Origin of the sequence: Kitasatospora sp. NPDC059146, from assembly GCF_042786665.1 — a bacterium.
Taxonomy (GTDB): Bacteria; Actinomycetota; Actinomycetes; order Streptomycetales; family Streptomycetaceae; genus Kitasatospora.
Window position 1 is genome coordinate 39570 of sequence record NZ_JBHZCY010000038.1, and the last position, 14116, is coordinate 53685.

Genomic DNA, 14116 nt, shown 5'->3' on the forward strand with positions numbered 1-14116 from the left:
CTGCTGTGCAACTGCGTGCAACTTCGTTGGGCGTCGCTGGCCGCTCCTCGTACGGTCCATCCCACGCCCCCATGCGCGAAGGAGAGGGAACCGACGATGAGTGCCACAGCGAAGCGCGACATCCCGAAGCGTGTTCAGAGGTGTCTCGCCGAGGACGACGACGGCCCGCTCGTGGCCGAGCCGGTGTCGGCGCCGACGACCAGGCCGCCGAAGTTCCACGCCGTGGTCTACCTGGCCAAGCCGGGAATGGCGTTCCCCGAGCGGGAGATGCGCGACTGCGAGAGGTACGCGGACACCTTCGGCTGGGGCATCACGCTCACCATCGTGGACGAGCACGCGAACGACAAGGGCCCCGACGAGCGGCCCTTGCTCAAGGCCGCGTTGCAGAACCTCAAGGACCGGAAGGCCGGCGCGATCCTCGTCCCGAGCCAGGCGACGATCACCCCCATCGGCGGCGAGTACGACGAGTTCGCCCGGGCGGTTGAAAAGGCCGGCGGGTTCATCCAGGTGGCGGCCCGGAAGTGAGCCGGTACACCATCGTCCCCGCCGACTCCCCGGCCGGCACCAGCTTCCCCGTCTGGGCCGTCCACGACCACAGGACCAACCGCCTGGTGCAAGCCCTCCCGCCCCGTCCCGAGCCGCTGCACTTCTACTCGTACGACTCGGCGCGGATCTGGACCCAGAAGAACGACGTCGAGGGGGAAGCCGCCTGATGTTTCCCATCCCGGTGAACATCCCACCATCGCACTGCAAGGAGGCCTCGTGACCATCAGGTGATCTTCAAGACGCTGCGGTGGACTCCGTACGATCGCGACGGCATGCAGCACACCGGATGGGCGGAGCCAGCTTCCGCAGCCGAGCTTGACGAGAGCGTGCGGGTGACGCCGCACCTCTTCCAGGCCCGCATCGACAAGGCCTCCGACATTCGCGTGTTGGTCGTCGGTCGGCGCACGTTCGCCGTCCGGATCGACTGTGACCTCCTGGACTGGCGCAGGGACTACTCCGCCCTCTCGTACACGGTGGTGGACCTGCCCGGCCGCCTGGACAAGGCACTTCACGACATCCTGGACCAACTCGGTCTCGTCTCCGGGTCGTTCGACCTCGCTGTCGACCGAGCCGGCGACCACTGGTGGCTGGAGCTGAATCCGAACGGCCAATGGGGCTGGCTGGAGCAGGAGACCGGCCTGGAGATGTCCGCCGCATTCGCTGATTTGCTGACACGAGGGAAGACGGCATGACCGACACCGCAACCTACCGGCGCGCCCTCGCCGACCGGCTTGAGGAGGCCGGCGTCCTGCGGACTCCGGAGTGGCGCGCCGCCGTCGAGGCGATCCCGCGCGAGGAGTTCCTCACTCCCGGGGTCTTCCTCCCGGAGGACGGCGGCCGGTGGCGGCCCGCCACCGCAGCGCGTACCGCGCCGACCGCCTGGGCGGAGATCGCCTACAGCGACGAGTCGTTGACACCCAGCTCGACGGGCACCTGACCGCTGACCAGGTCCTCGGCCTCGTGACGGGCTCGCCCACGTCCTCGTCCACCATGCCCGCCACCGTGGTCGGCATGATCGAGCACCTGGACGTCACGGCCGGGCACCAGGTGCTGGAGATCGGCACCGGCACGGGATACTCCTCCGCGCTGATGTGCCACCGCCTGGGCGAGGACAACGTCACAACGGTCGAGGTGGATCCGGACGTCGCGGCCCGCGCCGATGCGGCGCTGGAAACGGTCGGCTTCTCGACCTGGACCGTCGTCGGGGACGGGCTCCTCGGGCATCCTCGCCGCGCTCCCTATGACCGCGTGATCGCCACCTGCGCCGTCGACCGCATCCCGTACACCTGGATTCGCCAGACCAGGCCGGGCGGGATCGTCCTGGCGACGGTCGGCTCCTGGGGGTACGGGACCGGCCTGGCCAAGGTCGTGGTCAACGGCGACGGTACCGCCGAGGGTCAAATCATCGACCGTTCCTCGTTCATGCAGGCGCGATCGCAGGCCGCCGTGCCGATCGCCGGTGACCTCTCCGCCCGCACCGCCTTTCCCGAGAGCGAGCGGCCTGTGCGCGTTCCACCGACCGTCCTGAGCGAGTGGATGCCGGCGTTCCTCGCCCAACTCGCCTCGCCCGGCGCTCAGTTCGTCCGGGCCACGGCGGACGATGGCACGCAGCTCCGCTACCTCTTCGACCCGGGGCACGAGTCCTTCGCGGAGTTCGTCCGCGAAGGCGGGGCGTGGACGGTCCGCCAGGGTGGTCCCGTCGCCCTGTGGGACGTCGTCGAGCGGGCTCTTCTCGCCTGGCGGGGCGCCGGTGGTCCGGACATCACCGCCGTACGGATCCACATCACCAGCAGGGCACACCGTTACTGGATCGGCGACGACGGCGCCCTCCGGTGGGAGCACCGCCTCGACCGCCCCGCTTGAGCCTGGGCGCGGGCCCGGCGGGCCCCGCGGGCCCGGTGTTCTCAGGCCGTCGCGGCGGTGGCGGCGGTGGTCGCAGCGATCACGGCGGCCATCATGAGCTGCATGTTCTTGATCGCCTCGCGGACGGAGTCGCCCGCCCAGTCGCCCGCGGCGATCTCGGCGAAGCGCGGCTCGACCTGCTTGCGCGGCAGATCGGGGAAGGCCAGCCGGTGCAGCTTGGCCGAGTGCAGCAGGGCGATCAGGGCGGCGGTGCGCAGCTCCGGTTCGGCGCCGTCCAGGACGACGGCGGTCAGGCGCTCGCGCAGGGCGCGCTCGACGCTGCCGTCGGCCTCCGGGTAGTGCCGGACGGGGAAGATGCCGAGGACGCGGTGCCGCTCCTCGGTGACCAGGCCGCGCTCGCAGAGGCGCAGTTCGGTGTCCCGGAGCACGGTGGAGCGGTCCTTGGTGAGCCAGTCCGCGGCCTTGGCCTTGCCCGGTCGCTTGGTGCCGACCCACTCGTCGAGGCGCTCCAGTCGGCCGTCCAGCAGCGGGTCACCGGTCGGAGTGCGGTCGACCACGGCGAGTCGGCCGTCGGCCACGTCGACCCGCCCGGCCAGCACCAGTTCGGCCAGCAGGCCGCCCGCGGCGGCCCAGGCGGTGTTCACGCCCTCCTTCGGGGCGCCGGTCCGGTCGTCCAGCGAGAGCAGCACCAGTTCCTCGGCGAGGGTGACGTGCATCGGGGGTCCTTCCTCTGTCATCGCCCGTCGGCCCTCAGCGGCGCGGAGCGGCTCTCATGATCGCAGGGCCTCGACCAGGCGCCGGGCCCGGGTGTCCTCCGCCAGCAGCACCCTCAGCAGCGGCTCGGCGCCGCCGTCCGCCGCGCCGCCGGACAGGTAGGCCTCGACCGAGCGCGGGTCGGCGGGGAGCGTCACCTGTCCGGCGTCGAGGGCGGCGTGGGCCCGGGCGTAGTCGAGGCCGAGCCCGGCGAGCAGCTCACCGGCGTTCGCCTCGGGCGCCAACTCCGGCTCCTTCCCGGCCACTTCGTGGAGCGCGAGGAGGGCCAGCAGGACGTGCTCGGTGCCGGGCGTGCGGCGGCCGAGGCGCTCGGCCTGGGCGTCCGCCTCCAGCCGGATCCAGGCCGAGCGCCCGGCGGATCCCGGCGGCAGCAGTCGCTTCCAGCGCGGGGCCCGGTGGGCTTGGCGGGCGAGCAGCGCCTCCCGGGTGGGGCGCAGCAGGGCGGCGGAAGCGTCGTCCGGCCCGGCGACGCCGGTCCCGCCGTCCGGCCCGTCGGTGCCGGTCCCGCCCTGCGTCTGCCGTTTCGACTCCAGCTCGGTCGTCTCCAGCTCGGTCGTCTCCATCGAAACCCCTCCCACGGATGCGGCTTTGCCTGAACGATACGCCTACTTTGCTTGCTCTTTGCCATTTTCCGCACGTCAAGAAGGCGTCAGGATCGACCCGGCACGGAGCAGTGCACCGCCGCACCGAAAGCGATCTTCCCCGCCCGGGCGAAAGTCATTCCTACGATCGTCATACCCTGCCCGGTATACCGGCGGACGGAAGGCCCGGGGGCGCCGCGTTGTTGCTACCGGGTGGACCCGGACCTCCGGAAGGGGTGAGCTCCCTTGACCGACACCATCCCCGGCCCGGAGCGCGCGCCCGGGGCGGAATCGCCGTTGGACGCCTACTCCCGGATCGTCACGTCCGTGGCCGCCGCCATGACGCCGCGGGTCGCCGCCCTGCACGTCCCCCGGCGCGGCCGGGACGGCTGGTTCAGCACCGCGCTCGGCTCGGCCGTGGTCTTCACCGAGGACGGCTTCCTGCTCACCAACGCCCACGTCGTCGGCCACGCCGACGCCGGCACGCTGGCCTTCGCCGACGGCACCACCGCGCCCTTCCACACCATCGGCGCCGACCCGCTGTCCGACCTCGCGGTGCTGCGCGCCGACGGCCCGACCCCCTCGCCGGCGGTCCTCGGCGAGGCCACCGGGCTGTGGGTCGGGCAGTTGGTCGTCGCCGTCGGCAACCCGCTCGGTCTGGCCGGCACGGTCACCGCGGGCGTGGTCAGCGCGCTCGGCCGCTCCCTTCCCGCCCGGGCGGGTAGCGCCGTACGGATCATCGACGACGTGATCCAGACCGACGCCGCGCTCAACCCCGGCAACTCCGGCGGCGCGCTCGCCACGGCCGACGGCGAGGTGGTCGGCATCACCACCGCGGTGGCCGGGAACGGGCTGGGCCTGGCCGTGCCGATCAACGCCACCAGCCGGCGGATCATCGCCGCCCTGCTCGCCGACGGCCGGATCCGCCGCGCCCACCTGGGCCTGGCCGGGGTCCCGGCCCCTCTGCCGCCCGCCCTGCGCGCGCGCACCGGCCAGCGCACCGGCCTGCGGATCGTCGAGGTGGTCCCCGGCTCCCCGGCCGCCCGCTCCGGCCTGCGCGAGGGCGACCTGCTGCTCACCGCCGCCGCCGAACCCATGGACAGCGCCCAGGCCCTCCAGCGGCTGATGCTCGCGGACGCGATCGGCCGCCCGCTCCCGCTCACCGTCCTGCGCGGCGGGGCTCTCGTCGACGTCATCGCCACCCCGACGGAACTCCACGCCGACGACTGACCGACCACCGACCGGTGTGGGTCTTTGACGGTCCGTCACCACCGGTGCTGGGGTGGGCGAATGGATCCCATCGAACGCATCCGGCAGGCGATCACCCACGAGCGGGAGGAGTGGCACGCCTGGCTCGCCGGGCTGCGGGCCGGCCGGGCGCCGGCACCCCAGGGGCGGATCCGGCACGTCTTCGTCCTGGTCCTGGAGAACCGCTCGTTCGACCACATGCTGGGGGTGTCGACCGGCACGGTGGCCGACGGCAGCCTCCGCCACGGCGTCGGTACGGACGCGGTGACCGGCGCGCCGACCACCGTCGACGGCCCCGACACCCGCGCGGGCAACCGCCACGCGGGCAAGGACCACCCCGTCCGGATCGGCGCGCCCTTCGCCCTGCCCGTCGACCCGCCGCACGAGTTCTGCGACGTCATGCTCCAGCTCGCCTCGACCGCCATCACCGGCCGCCCGCACGACGACCGGTGCGCCTACGACGGCACCTACCCGCCGATCACCCTGGGCGGCTTCGTCGACAACTACGTCAACGAGGCGACGGTGAAGCAGGACGCCGAGGCCCTCGCCGACCCCGGCGCCGTCCTGGCCTGCTTCACCGCCGACCAGCTCCCCGTCCTCAGCACCCTGGCCCGCGAGTTCGCCGTCTGCGACCGCTGGTTCTCCGCCCTGCCCGGGCCGACCTGGCCCAACCGCTTCTTCCTGCACGCGGCGAGCTCCGCCGGCCTCGACCACAGCCCCGACCCGGTCGACACCGTCCGGTCGAAGCTGAGCGGCTACACCTTCGAACACGGGACGCTCTACGAGGCCCTGGACGGCAAGGGCCTCCCGTGGCGCGTCTACGCCGGGGACGCGCTCCCCCAGGTCAGCGCGCTCGCCGGGATGGACCTGCCGACGACGGTGGAGCACTACCACCTCCTCGACGACCTGGCGAAGCACCTCCAGGACCCCGGGTACCCGGCCGCCTACACCTTCATCGAGCCGAACTACGGCCACGTCCTCACCCACGGCGGCGACTTCCGCTGCGGCAACAGCCAGCACCCGCTCGACGACGTGACCGACGGCGAGGCGCTGATCAAGTCCGTCTACGAGGGGCTGCGGCGCTCGCCGCTCTGGGAGTCCAGCCTGCTCGTCATCACCTACGACGAGCACGGCGGCTTCTACGACCACGTGCCGCCGCCCGCGGCCGTCCCGCCGGGCGACCGCACCGACCCGGAACACAGCGCCCACGGCTTCCGCTTCGACCGGCTCGGCGTCCGGGTGCCCACCGTCGTCGTCTCCCCGTGGATCCCGGCCGCCGCGCCCGCCGGCACGGACAGCAGCACGGACGGCGGCACGGGCAGTGGCACGGACGGCGGCACGGACGGGCGGAACTGCAACCTGATCGACCACACCCAGTACGACCACGGCTCGCTGCTCGCCACCGTCGAGCGACTGTTCGGACTGGCCCCGCTCACCGACCGCGACGCCCGGGCGAACGACTTCCTCCACCTGCTCTCCGCCGACGCCCCGCGCGAGGCGCCCCGCACCCTGCCCGACCCGGCCGAGTCGGGCGTCTCCTGGAAGGCGGAGGCCGCCGGGCCGGCCGACCCCGGCCGGCCCGTCACGGCGACGCTGCGCGGATTCGTCGAGACGGCCGCGATCCAGGAGGCGCGCCTGCACCCGCAGGAACACGACCGGATCCGCCAGCGGGCCGCCGGGATCGCCACGGTGGCCGACGCCGAGCAGTACCTCTCGGACATCACCGCACAACTCGGTCGGGCCGGGCTGCGCATCGCCCGGCCACCGCAGGGCTGACCTAGGGTCCGTCTTCAAACTCCCGTCTGCGGGCCGACGCCGGGGCACGCGCCTCGCCGCGTTGTCGTCGGTCGCCAATGCGCTGCATTGGGCTCCCTCCTCCGCCTTGCGATGCACGCACCCCAACGCCGCCCCGCCCGCCCTCCGGGCGAACGACGGGAGTTTGAAGACGGACCCTAGGCCTGCGGCGCGCGGCGCATCGTCCACAGGGGCGGGCCGTCGGCCGGCAGCCGGACCTCCTCCAGCACCTCGAAGCCGAAGTGCCGGTAGACGGCGAGGTTCTCCCGCTTCGAGGACTCCAGGTGGACCGGCAGCCCTGCCGCGTCCGCCCGGGCCAGACCGGCGCGGAGCAGTTCGGCGCCCCGGCCCCGGCCCTGGGCGGCGGGGTCCGTGCCGAGCACCGCCAGGTACCAGTGGGCCTCCTGGGGCGCGTTCGCGGCGGCCGCCTCGACGCAGTCCCGGAACCAGTCGGCCCGGTCGCCGAGCAGGGCGGCCAGCGCGCGGATCGTCCCCTCGTCCGGCACGGCCTTCTCCTGCGCCTCCGGCGCGACCCAGAACGCGGCCGCCTGCCCGGTGCGCTCGCACACCCCGTACGGCAGGTACTGCCGGGTGAGCAGCGTGGTGAAGTAGCCGGCCAGTGCGGCCGGGCGGGTGGCCTCCTCGGGGAAGAACCAGCGCATCATCGGGTCGTCGCCGAAGGCCCGGGCCAGCAGCCGGGCCGTCGCCCCGACGTCCTCGCCCGTCACGCTCCTCGGCCGGTCCGCGTTCGTCATCCGCATACGGACATCCTCCGCGTCCTTGCCCTCGGCCACCAGGGTGGGGGCACCAACTCGGCCACGGCGCGCAGCACATGACGGAACGGGAGCGGTGCGCGGGAGCGGCGGTGGAGTGGCCGCTGCGGGCGGCGGGCCCGCGGTCCGAACGTCGGCCACTCCACCGCGGGGCACCGGGGCGCCCCGTCCTTCACCTGTCCTCCACCGGTCGCCGCGGGCTCCGGAGTACCGGCCGGGGCCCGGGGGTTCGGCGGCAGCCCGGCCCCGGGGAGGGGGTGGGCCGTCCACGGGGCGCCTCAGACCGTACGGTCCGGGCGCAGCAGTGCCACCCGGACCCTGCGGCGGGGCAGCGCCGCGGGCAGCGGGAGCAGCAGGGCCGCGGCGGTGAACGCCGCGTAGTGCCAGGTCTCGGGCCAGGTGCCGGACCAGCCGAGCTCGCCGTGCCGGTGCTCGGCGAAGGCGTTGCAGCACAGCCAGGCGGCCAGGCCGACCAGCGGCGCGGCCCACGGGCGGGAGAAGTGTCCGACCAGGACGCACAGCGCCAGGTAGGCGGCGAGCGCGGGCGTTCCGGAGTGCAGGGCGCCGGCCCGGCCGAGGGCGAGCGCGAGCAGCCCGCCGCCGAGCAGGGCGGTGGTGCCGGAGGTGCCGGGCGGGAGCCGGTCCAGCACCGGCCGGTAGCGGCTGCCGCCGGGGCGCGCCGAGTACATCCGCACCCGTCACCGGCCCTTCGCCGCGAGCGGTTCGGGCGCCGGGGCGACCGGCAGGTGCCAGCGGGTGCGGCGGTGGAGCGCCTCCAGGTCGTGCAGCAGCTCGGGCACCGGGACGACGAGGACGGGGCAGCCGGCCCGGCGGGCGCAGTACGCGGACACCGACCGCCGCAGCCGGCGGCGCAGCGGGCCGCCGCTGCGGCCGAGCACCAGCAGGTCGTCCGGCAGGTCGGCGACGTGCGCCAGGGCGGGGCCGCTCTCGCCGCGGATCACCACGGGCTGCATCGGCACGTCGGGGCCGTCCGCGCCGAAGGCCGCCTCCAGGGCTTCGTCCAGGCGCCGCTCGGCGGCCTCCCGTACGGCGGCGAGCAGCTGCGGGCAGGGCGAGCGGCGGTAGCCGTGTTCGCCGCCCGGCGGCTCCCAGGCGAGCACCGGCCACAGCACCGCACCGCGGTAGCGGGCCTCGGCCAGGCCGCGGTGGAGCGCGGCCAGACTGCCCAGTGACCCGCTGACCCCGACCACCACCCTGGGTGCCGTGCCGTCCTGGTGCCGTCCGTCGCCGTGCATGATCCGTCCTCGTGTGGTTCGGTCCTCCGTCGCTCCCCACCCAATCGCCTCCCGGCCACCCGCCCGGCGCCCATTGACGCCTCCCTGACGCCCCGGACGGCGTCCCGTACGCACTCCATACACGGATCGGCGCTCCCCGCCACACGGATCGGCGCTCCCCACCGTCCGGTGCGCCCTCCGGGGGCAACCCGGTCCTTCCCGGCGAGGCGCGCCGCTCGAACGGTTATGCATCCGGCATGACCATCACTCTTCGCGCCGCTCTCGGCGTCCCGCTGATGACCGCCGCCGCCCTGGCCCTGACCGCCGTTCCGGCCGCCGCCGCCACCGGGGACCTGGCCATCAACGGCACCACCCAGACCGATCCCTCCGGCTGCTACGCCCTGGACGAGGGCGGCAGCATCATCGACAACCTCACCGACCGGGCGGTGGAGATCCACTCCGGCGCGGACTGCGGCGGGGAGGTCCTCGACACCGTCGCGGCCGGCGACGACACCCGGGTCACCGGCGCGCAGAGCCTCTACGTCCCCTGAACCGTCCGCCCCCGCGCGGTCGGTGGCACCATGACCGAATGGTGCTATCGTCACTAGCACCATGTTGCTGAAGCTGGACCTTGGCGACGCCCGCCCCCTGCACGAGCAGGTGGCGGGCGCGATCAGACGGGCCGTCGCGGAGGGCGAGTGCGCCCCGGGCGACAAGCTGCCGCCCGCCCGGGAGCTGTCCCGGGCCCTCGGCGTGAACACCAACACCGTGCTGCGCGGGCTGCGCGCCCTGCGCGACGAGGGGGTGCTGGAGTTCCGCCGGGGCCGGGGCATCACGGTCGCCACCGATGCCGACACCCGTAGCGAACTGGTCGAGCGGGTACGGCAGTTGGTCGCGGACGCGGCCGAGGCCGGCTACAGCAGGAACGATCTCGTGGATCTGATCAGGGGGATGTCGTGAAGGACGAAGCAGCCGCCGGGGAACCCGCCCCGGACCGGCCGGTGCGCCGGACGGCGCTGTGGGGGGCCGGGGTCTGGATCCTCGGCGTGACGGCTCTGCTGGTGGCACTGCCGCTGACCGCCCGGGACCGGCTGCCGGAGCAGGTGGCCACGCACTGGAGCGGCAGCCGGCCGGACGGCTCGATGCCGCTGACGGCCGCGGCGCTGTTCCCGGCCGTCGTCTGGCTGCTGGTCGCGGCCGGTCTGGCCACCGCGCTGCGCTTCCGGCCCGGCCCCGCCCGCGGCGCCGCCGCTCCGGTGCTGGCCGCCACCGGGGTGCTACTGAGCGGGGCGCAGGCCTCCGTCGTGCGCGCCAACCTGGACCGGGCCCGCTGGCAGGACGCCGCGCCGATGGGCGTCGAGGTGCTCCTGATCGCTCTCGCGGCGGGCCTGGCGGGCGTGCTGGCCTGGCTGGCGACCCGGCCGGCCGCCGACGGGCCCGCCCGGCCCGGCGGGCCGGTGCTGGAACTCCGGGCCGGTGAGCGGCTGGTGTGGCTGTCCCGGGCCTCCAACCACTGGATGCAGGTGGTCGCCGCCCTGATGGGCCTGCTCACGGCGGCGGGCCTGCTGCTCGCCGCGGCCGGGCGCACCGAGTCCGTGGACTGGGCGTCGGTGGTCCTCTTCGGCCTCGGCGCCCTCGCCCTGCTGCTCTGCTCCTCGGTCCGGGTCCGGGTGGGCGACGACGGCCTGCACGTCGGCTTCGGCCCGTTCGGCCTGCCCGCCCGGCACCTCGCCCCCGAGGACATCGCCTCCGCCCGGGTCGGCCGGCTCAACGCCCGTCAGGCCGGCGGCTGGGGCTTCCGGGTCTTCCGCGGGGGCACCAGCGTCTTCCTGCGCTCCGGCGAGTGCCTGGTGGTCCGCACCAGGCGCGGGACGGACTTCGTGATCAGCGTCGACGACGCCGAGCGCGGCGCGGCCCTGCTCAACGCACTCGTCGAACGGGCCGGCGCCCCGACCGGCTGACCCCGCCCGACGCGGCCCGCTGAGCCCCGCGCCCGGCCCGCCACCCCTGAGCAGCGCTCCGGTGGCGGGCCGGTCCGTCTGCCGCGAGGCTGGTGCGCGGTCGGACCGGCGCGGTCGGCCCCGGCAGGGCGGACGAGCGGACGGACGGTGGTAGGGGTGACCGGCGGCGACGGCGGTTTCCCCTCCCGCGGGGTGTGGCGCCGCCCCGGACTGCGCTGGGTGGACGTCCTGGTCGCCGCCGCCCTGGTGGCCGGGCTGTACGGGCTGCTGCGGCTCGCCCCCTCGCTCGACGCCCCGTTCCTGCCCGACCAGGCCCCCGCCACCGTCTCCACCGACCCTTCCCGGCTGCCCTTCTACGCGGTGCGCTCGCTGCTGCGGATGTTCGTCGCCCTGATCGCCTCGGTGCTGTTCACCTTCGTCTACGCGACCGCCGCGGCCCGGATGCGGCGGGCCGAGAAGGTGCTGCTGCCGGTCCTCGACATCCTCCAGTCGGTGCCGATCCTCGGCTTCCTGTCGATCACCGTCACCGCCTTCATCAACCTCTTCCCCGGCTCCACCCTCGGCCTCGAATGCGCGTCGGTCTTCGCCATCTTCACCTCGATGGCCTGGAACATGACCTTCGCGTTCTACTACTCCCTGGTCAGCCAGCCGGGCGAACTGGACGAGGCGGCCCGGGTGATGCGGCTGACCAAGTGGCAGCGGTTCTGGCGCCTGGACGTGCCCGGCGGCATGATCCCGCTGGTCTGGAACGGGATGATGAGCTTCGGCGGGGCCTGGTTCTTCCTGGCCGCCTCCGAGTCGATCAGCGTGCTCAACCACCGCTACGCGCTGCCCGGCATCGGCTCCTACGCGGCCACCGCCATCGGCAACGGCGACCTGGGCCAGGTCGGCATCGCGATCGGCGTGATGGTCGTGATGGTGATCGGCGTCAACGTGCTGTTCTGGCGGCCGATGACGGCCTGGTCCGAACGCTTCCGGGTGGAGGAGTCGGAGGCCGCCGACCGGCCGCGCAGCCTCGTCCTGGACCTGCTGCGCCGCTCCAGCCTGCCGGAGCTGGCCGCCCGCCCGCTGCGGCCGGTCGGGCTCGCGCTGGACCGGGCCACCCGGGTGTTCGGCCTCGCCGAGCACCCGCTCGCCCGGCCCGCCTCCCGGGAGCGCACCGGGGACGTGTTCTTCGCCGGGGCGGTGGCCGCCGTGGTGGTCCTCGGCGCCTGGAAGGCCTTCGACTACGTCCGCACCACCGTCGGCCTGGGCGAGTTCGGCCACGCCTTCGCGCTCGGCGCGGCCACCTTCGGACGGGTGCTGGTGCTGCTCGTGGCGGCCACCGCCGTCTGGGTGCCGGTCGGGGTGTGGATCGGCATGAACCCGAAGGTCACCCGCTTCGCCCAGCCGGTGGTGCAGGTGCTGGCCAGCTTCCCGGCGAACTTCCTGTTCCCCTTCGCCACCGCCGCGTTCGTCGCCCTCGGCATCTCGCTGAACCTCGGCTCGGTGCTGCTGATGGCGCTCGGCGCCCAGTGGTACATCCTGTTCAACGTGATCGCCGGGGCCTCCGCGATCCCCAGCGACCTGCGCGAGGCGATGACCGGCTTCCAGGTCCGGGGCGGGCTGCGCTGGCGGGCCTTCGTCCTGCCGGCGGTCTTCCCGTACTACGTCACCGGCGGCATCACCGCGGCCGGCGGCGCCTGGAACGCCTCGATCGTCGCCGAGGTGGTCGACTACGGCGCGCACCACCTGACCGCCACCGGGCTCGGCTCGTACATCGCCGACGCCACCGGCACCGGCGACCTCCCCAGGATCCTGGTCGGGGTGAGCGTGATGAGCTGCTACGTCGTCGCGCTCAACCGGCTGCTGTGGCGCCGGCTCTACCGGCTCTCCGAGACCCGCTACGCCCTCTGAGGAGACTCCGCACGATGACCGCCGCCCCCGCCCGCGCCACGATCGTCGAGGCCTCCGCCGTCACCAAGACCTTCACCACCCCGGACGGACGGGCCCTGCCGGTGCTGGACGACATCGGCCTGCACCTGGCCGAGGGCGAGATCGTCGCCCTGCTCGGCAAGTCCGGCTCCGGCAAGTCGACCCTGCTGCGCTGCCTGGCGGGGCTGATCGCGCCCTCCTCCGGGACGGTCACCTACCGGGGCACCCCGCTGCGGGCCGCCAGCCCGGGGGTGGCCATGGTGTTCCAGTCCTTCGCCCTGCTGCCCTGGCTGACCGTCCAGCAGAACGTCGAACTCAGCCTCCAGGCACGCGGGGTGGGCGAGGAGGAACGGCGCGAGCGGGCGCTGCGGGCGATCGACCTGATCGGCCTGGACGGCTTCGAGGGCGCCTACCCCAAGGAGCTGTCCGGCGGGATGCGCCAGCGGGTCGGCTTCGCCCGGGCCCTGGTGGTCGAACCGGACGCGCTGTTCATGGACGAGCCGTTCTCCGCCCTGGACGTGCTGACCGCCGAGAACCTGCGCAACGAACTGGTCGGCCTGTGGGAGGGCCGCGGGGCCCCGGTCAAGTCCATCCTGATCGTCACCCACAACATCGAGGAGGCGGTGCTGCTGGCCGACCGGATCCTCGTGCTGTCCTCCAACCCCGGCCGGATCCGCTCCGAGCTGACCGTCGACCTGCCCCGCCCGCGCGACCGCCGCACCCCCCAGTTCGAGGCCCTGGTCGACACCGTCTACGGCATCCTCACCGGCCGCGAGGAGCAGCCCGCCACCGAACCCGCCGCCCGACCGGCCGTCACCCCGATCACCACCCCGCTGCCGCCCGCCACCGTCGGCGGGCTGGCCGGCCTGCTGGAGATCCTGCTGGCCATGGGCGGTGAGGAGGGCCTGGCCGAGATCGCCGACGAGCTCAACTTCGAGGTCGACGACCTGCTCCCGCTGGTCGACGCCGCCGTCCTGCTCGACCTCGCCGGCACCACCGACGGCCGCTTCGCCATCACGGCCGCCGGCCGCGAGTTCGCCGCCGCCGACATCCTCACCAGGAAGCAGCTGTTCGCCCGCCAGGCCGCCCGCCGGGCCCCGCTGGTGCGGGCCGTCGTCCAGTCCCTGGCCGCCACCCGGGACCACAAGCTCCGCGAGGACCTCTTCCTCGACCTGCTGCGGTCCGGCTACGACACCGCGGACGCCCGGCGCCAGTTGGAGACCGCCATCGACTGGGGCCGCTACGGCGAGCTCTACGACTACGACGCGGACGACGCCGAGTTCCGCCTCGAACCCGGCGCCGAGGCGGCGCTGTAGACCGAGGCGGCGCTGTCGGCCGAGGCGGCGCTTTCGGCCGAGGCCTCCTGGTGGACTGACGCCACGTGGTGGAGAACCGCCAAACCACCCGATTCGGTGGTGGGTCGATCT

At 74.0% G+C, this 14116-nt stretch carries 14 protein-coding genes and 2 pseudogenes; 11 read left to right on the forward strand and 5 right to left on the reverse strand.

From position 1 onward, the window contains the following. Positions 1 to 96 precede the first annotated feature (96 nt). The 4 genes and pseudogenes from ACFXPX_RS18535 (at position 97) to tgmC (ending at position 2409) form a co-directional block, all read left to right on the forward strand. Positions 97 to 525: a hypothetical protein gene (locus ACFXPX_RS18535; protein ID WP_380642259.1), complete on the forward strand. Its 429-nt coding sequence runs from the start codon at positions 97 to 99 to the stop codon at positions 523 to 525. Further along, positions 522 to 713: a hypothetical protein gene (locus tag ACFXPX_RS18540; RefSeq protein WP_380642261.1), complete on the forward strand. Its 192-nt coding sequence runs from the start codon at positions 522 to 524 to the stop codon at positions 711 to 713. The genes ACFXPX_RS18535 and ACFXPX_RS18540 overlap by 4 nt, the downstream gene beginning before the upstream one ends. 57 nt (positions 714 to 770) lie before the next feature. Continuing rightward, a pseudogene (locus ACFXPX_RS18545) lies at positions 771 to 1238 on the forward strand (ATP-grasp ribosomal peptide maturase); the annotation flags it as partial. Then, positions 1235 to 2409: pseudogene (gene tgmC / locus ACFXPX_RS18550) on the forward strand (ATP-grasp peptide maturase system methyltransferase). The pseudogenes ACFXPX_RS18545 and tgmC, both read left to right, overlap by 4 nt. A 41-nt stretch (positions 2410 to 2450) precedes the next feature. On the opposite strand, the gene ACFXPX_RS18555 reads toward tgmC, so the two are convergent. Continuing rightward, a complete protein-coding gene (locus ACFXPX_RS18555) occupies positions 2451 to 3125 on the reverse strand; it encodes a GPP34 family phosphoprotein (protein WP_380593667.1) in 675 nt (224 codons plus the stop codon). A gap of 54 nt (positions 3126 to 3179) precedes the next feature. Beyond that, the gene (locus tag ACFXPX_RS18560; RefSeq protein ID WP_380642263.1) at positions 3180 to 3746 is read right to left on the reverse strand and encodes a hypothetical protein; all 567 of its coding nucleotides are present in this window, start codon (positions 3744 to 3746) and stop codon (positions 3180 to 3182) included. 264 nt (positions 3747 to 4010) lie between these two features. Between ACFXPX_RS18560 and ACFXPX_RS18565 the strand changes: the two genes are divergently transcribed. Both ACFXPX_RS18565 and ACFXPX_RS18570 read left to right on the forward strand, forming a co-directional pair. Next, positions 4011 to 4994, forward strand: a complete 984-nt coding sequence (locus ACFXPX_RS18565; protein ID WP_380642265.1) for a S1C family serine protease — start codon at positions 4011 to 4013, stop codon at positions 4992 to 4994. Positions 4995 to 5054: 60 nt separating this feature from the next. Next, positions 5055 to 6788 carry an alkaline phosphatase family protein gene (locus ACFXPX_RS18570; RefSeq protein ID WP_380642267.1) on the forward strand — a complete coding sequence of 578 codons (1734 nt, stop codon included), beginning with the start codon at positions 5055 to 5057 and terminating at the stop codon, positions 6786 to 6788. Positions 6789 to 6964: 176 nt separating this feature from the next. Here ACFXPX_RS18570 and ACFXPX_RS18575 read toward each other — a convergent pair whose 3' ends face one another. From ACFXPX_RS18575 to ACFXPX_RS18585, 3 genes are all read right to left on the reverse strand, one after another. Next, a complete protein-coding gene (locus ACFXPX_RS18575; protein ID WP_380642289.1) occupies positions 6965 to 7561 on the reverse strand; it encodes a GNAT family N-acetyltransferase in 597 nt (198 codons plus the stop codon). 296 nt (positions 7562 to 7857) lie between these two features. Continuing rightward, entirely contained in the window at positions 7858 to 8268 is a 411-nt protein-coding gene (locus tag ACFXPX_RS18580) for a hypothetical protein (protein WP_375884452.1), read from the reverse strand. Positions 8269 to 8277: 9 nt separating this feature from the next. Then, positions 8278 to 8835: a universal stress protein gene (locus tag ACFXPX_RS18585; protein WP_380642269.1), complete on the reverse strand. Its 558-nt coding sequence runs from the start codon at positions 8833 to 8835 to the stop codon at positions 8278 to 8280. 236 nt (positions 8836 to 9071) lie between these two features. Here ACFXPX_RS18585 and ACFXPX_RS18590 point away from each other — a divergent pair, with 236 nt between their 5' ends. The 5 genes from ACFXPX_RS18590 to ACFXPX_RS18610 all read left to right on the forward strand — a co-directional run bounded on the left by ACFXPX_RS18590 (position 9072) and on the right by ACFXPX_RS18610 (position 14005). Then, entirely contained in the window at positions 9072 to 9365 is a 294-nt protein-coding gene (locus ACFXPX_RS18590; RefSeq protein WP_380642271.1) for a hypothetical protein, read from the forward strand. A 61-nt stretch (positions 9366 to 9426) separates the two neighbouring features. Continuing rightward, a complete protein-coding gene (locus ACFXPX_RS18595; RefSeq protein WP_375884444.1) occupies positions 9427 to 9774 on the forward strand; it encodes a GntR family transcriptional regulator in 348 nt (115 codons plus the stop codon). Continuing rightward, positions 9771 to 10775, forward strand: a complete 1005-nt coding sequence (locus ACFXPX_RS18600) for a DUF1648 domain-containing protein (protein ID WP_380642273.1) — start codon at positions 9771 to 9773, stop codon at positions 10773 to 10775. The genes ACFXPX_RS18595 and ACFXPX_RS18600 overlap by 4 nt, the downstream gene beginning before the upstream one ends. A gap of 156 nt (positions 10776 to 10931) precedes the next feature. Then, positions 10932 to 12671 (forward strand): ABC transporter permease, encoded by a 1740-nt coding sequence (locus ACFXPX_RS18605; protein ID WP_380642275.1) that lies wholly within the window; start codon positions 10932 to 10934, stop codon positions 12669 to 12671. A 14-nt stretch (positions 12672 to 12685) separates the two neighbouring features. After that, complete coding sequence (locus ACFXPX_RS18610) at positions 12686 to 14005, forward strand: nitrate/sulfonate/bicarbonate ABC transporter ATP-binding protein (RefSeq protein WP_380642277.1); 1320 nt, start codon at positions 12686 to 12688, stop codon at positions 14003 to 14005. The last annotated feature ends 111 nt before the right edge of the window (positions 14006 to 14116 follow it).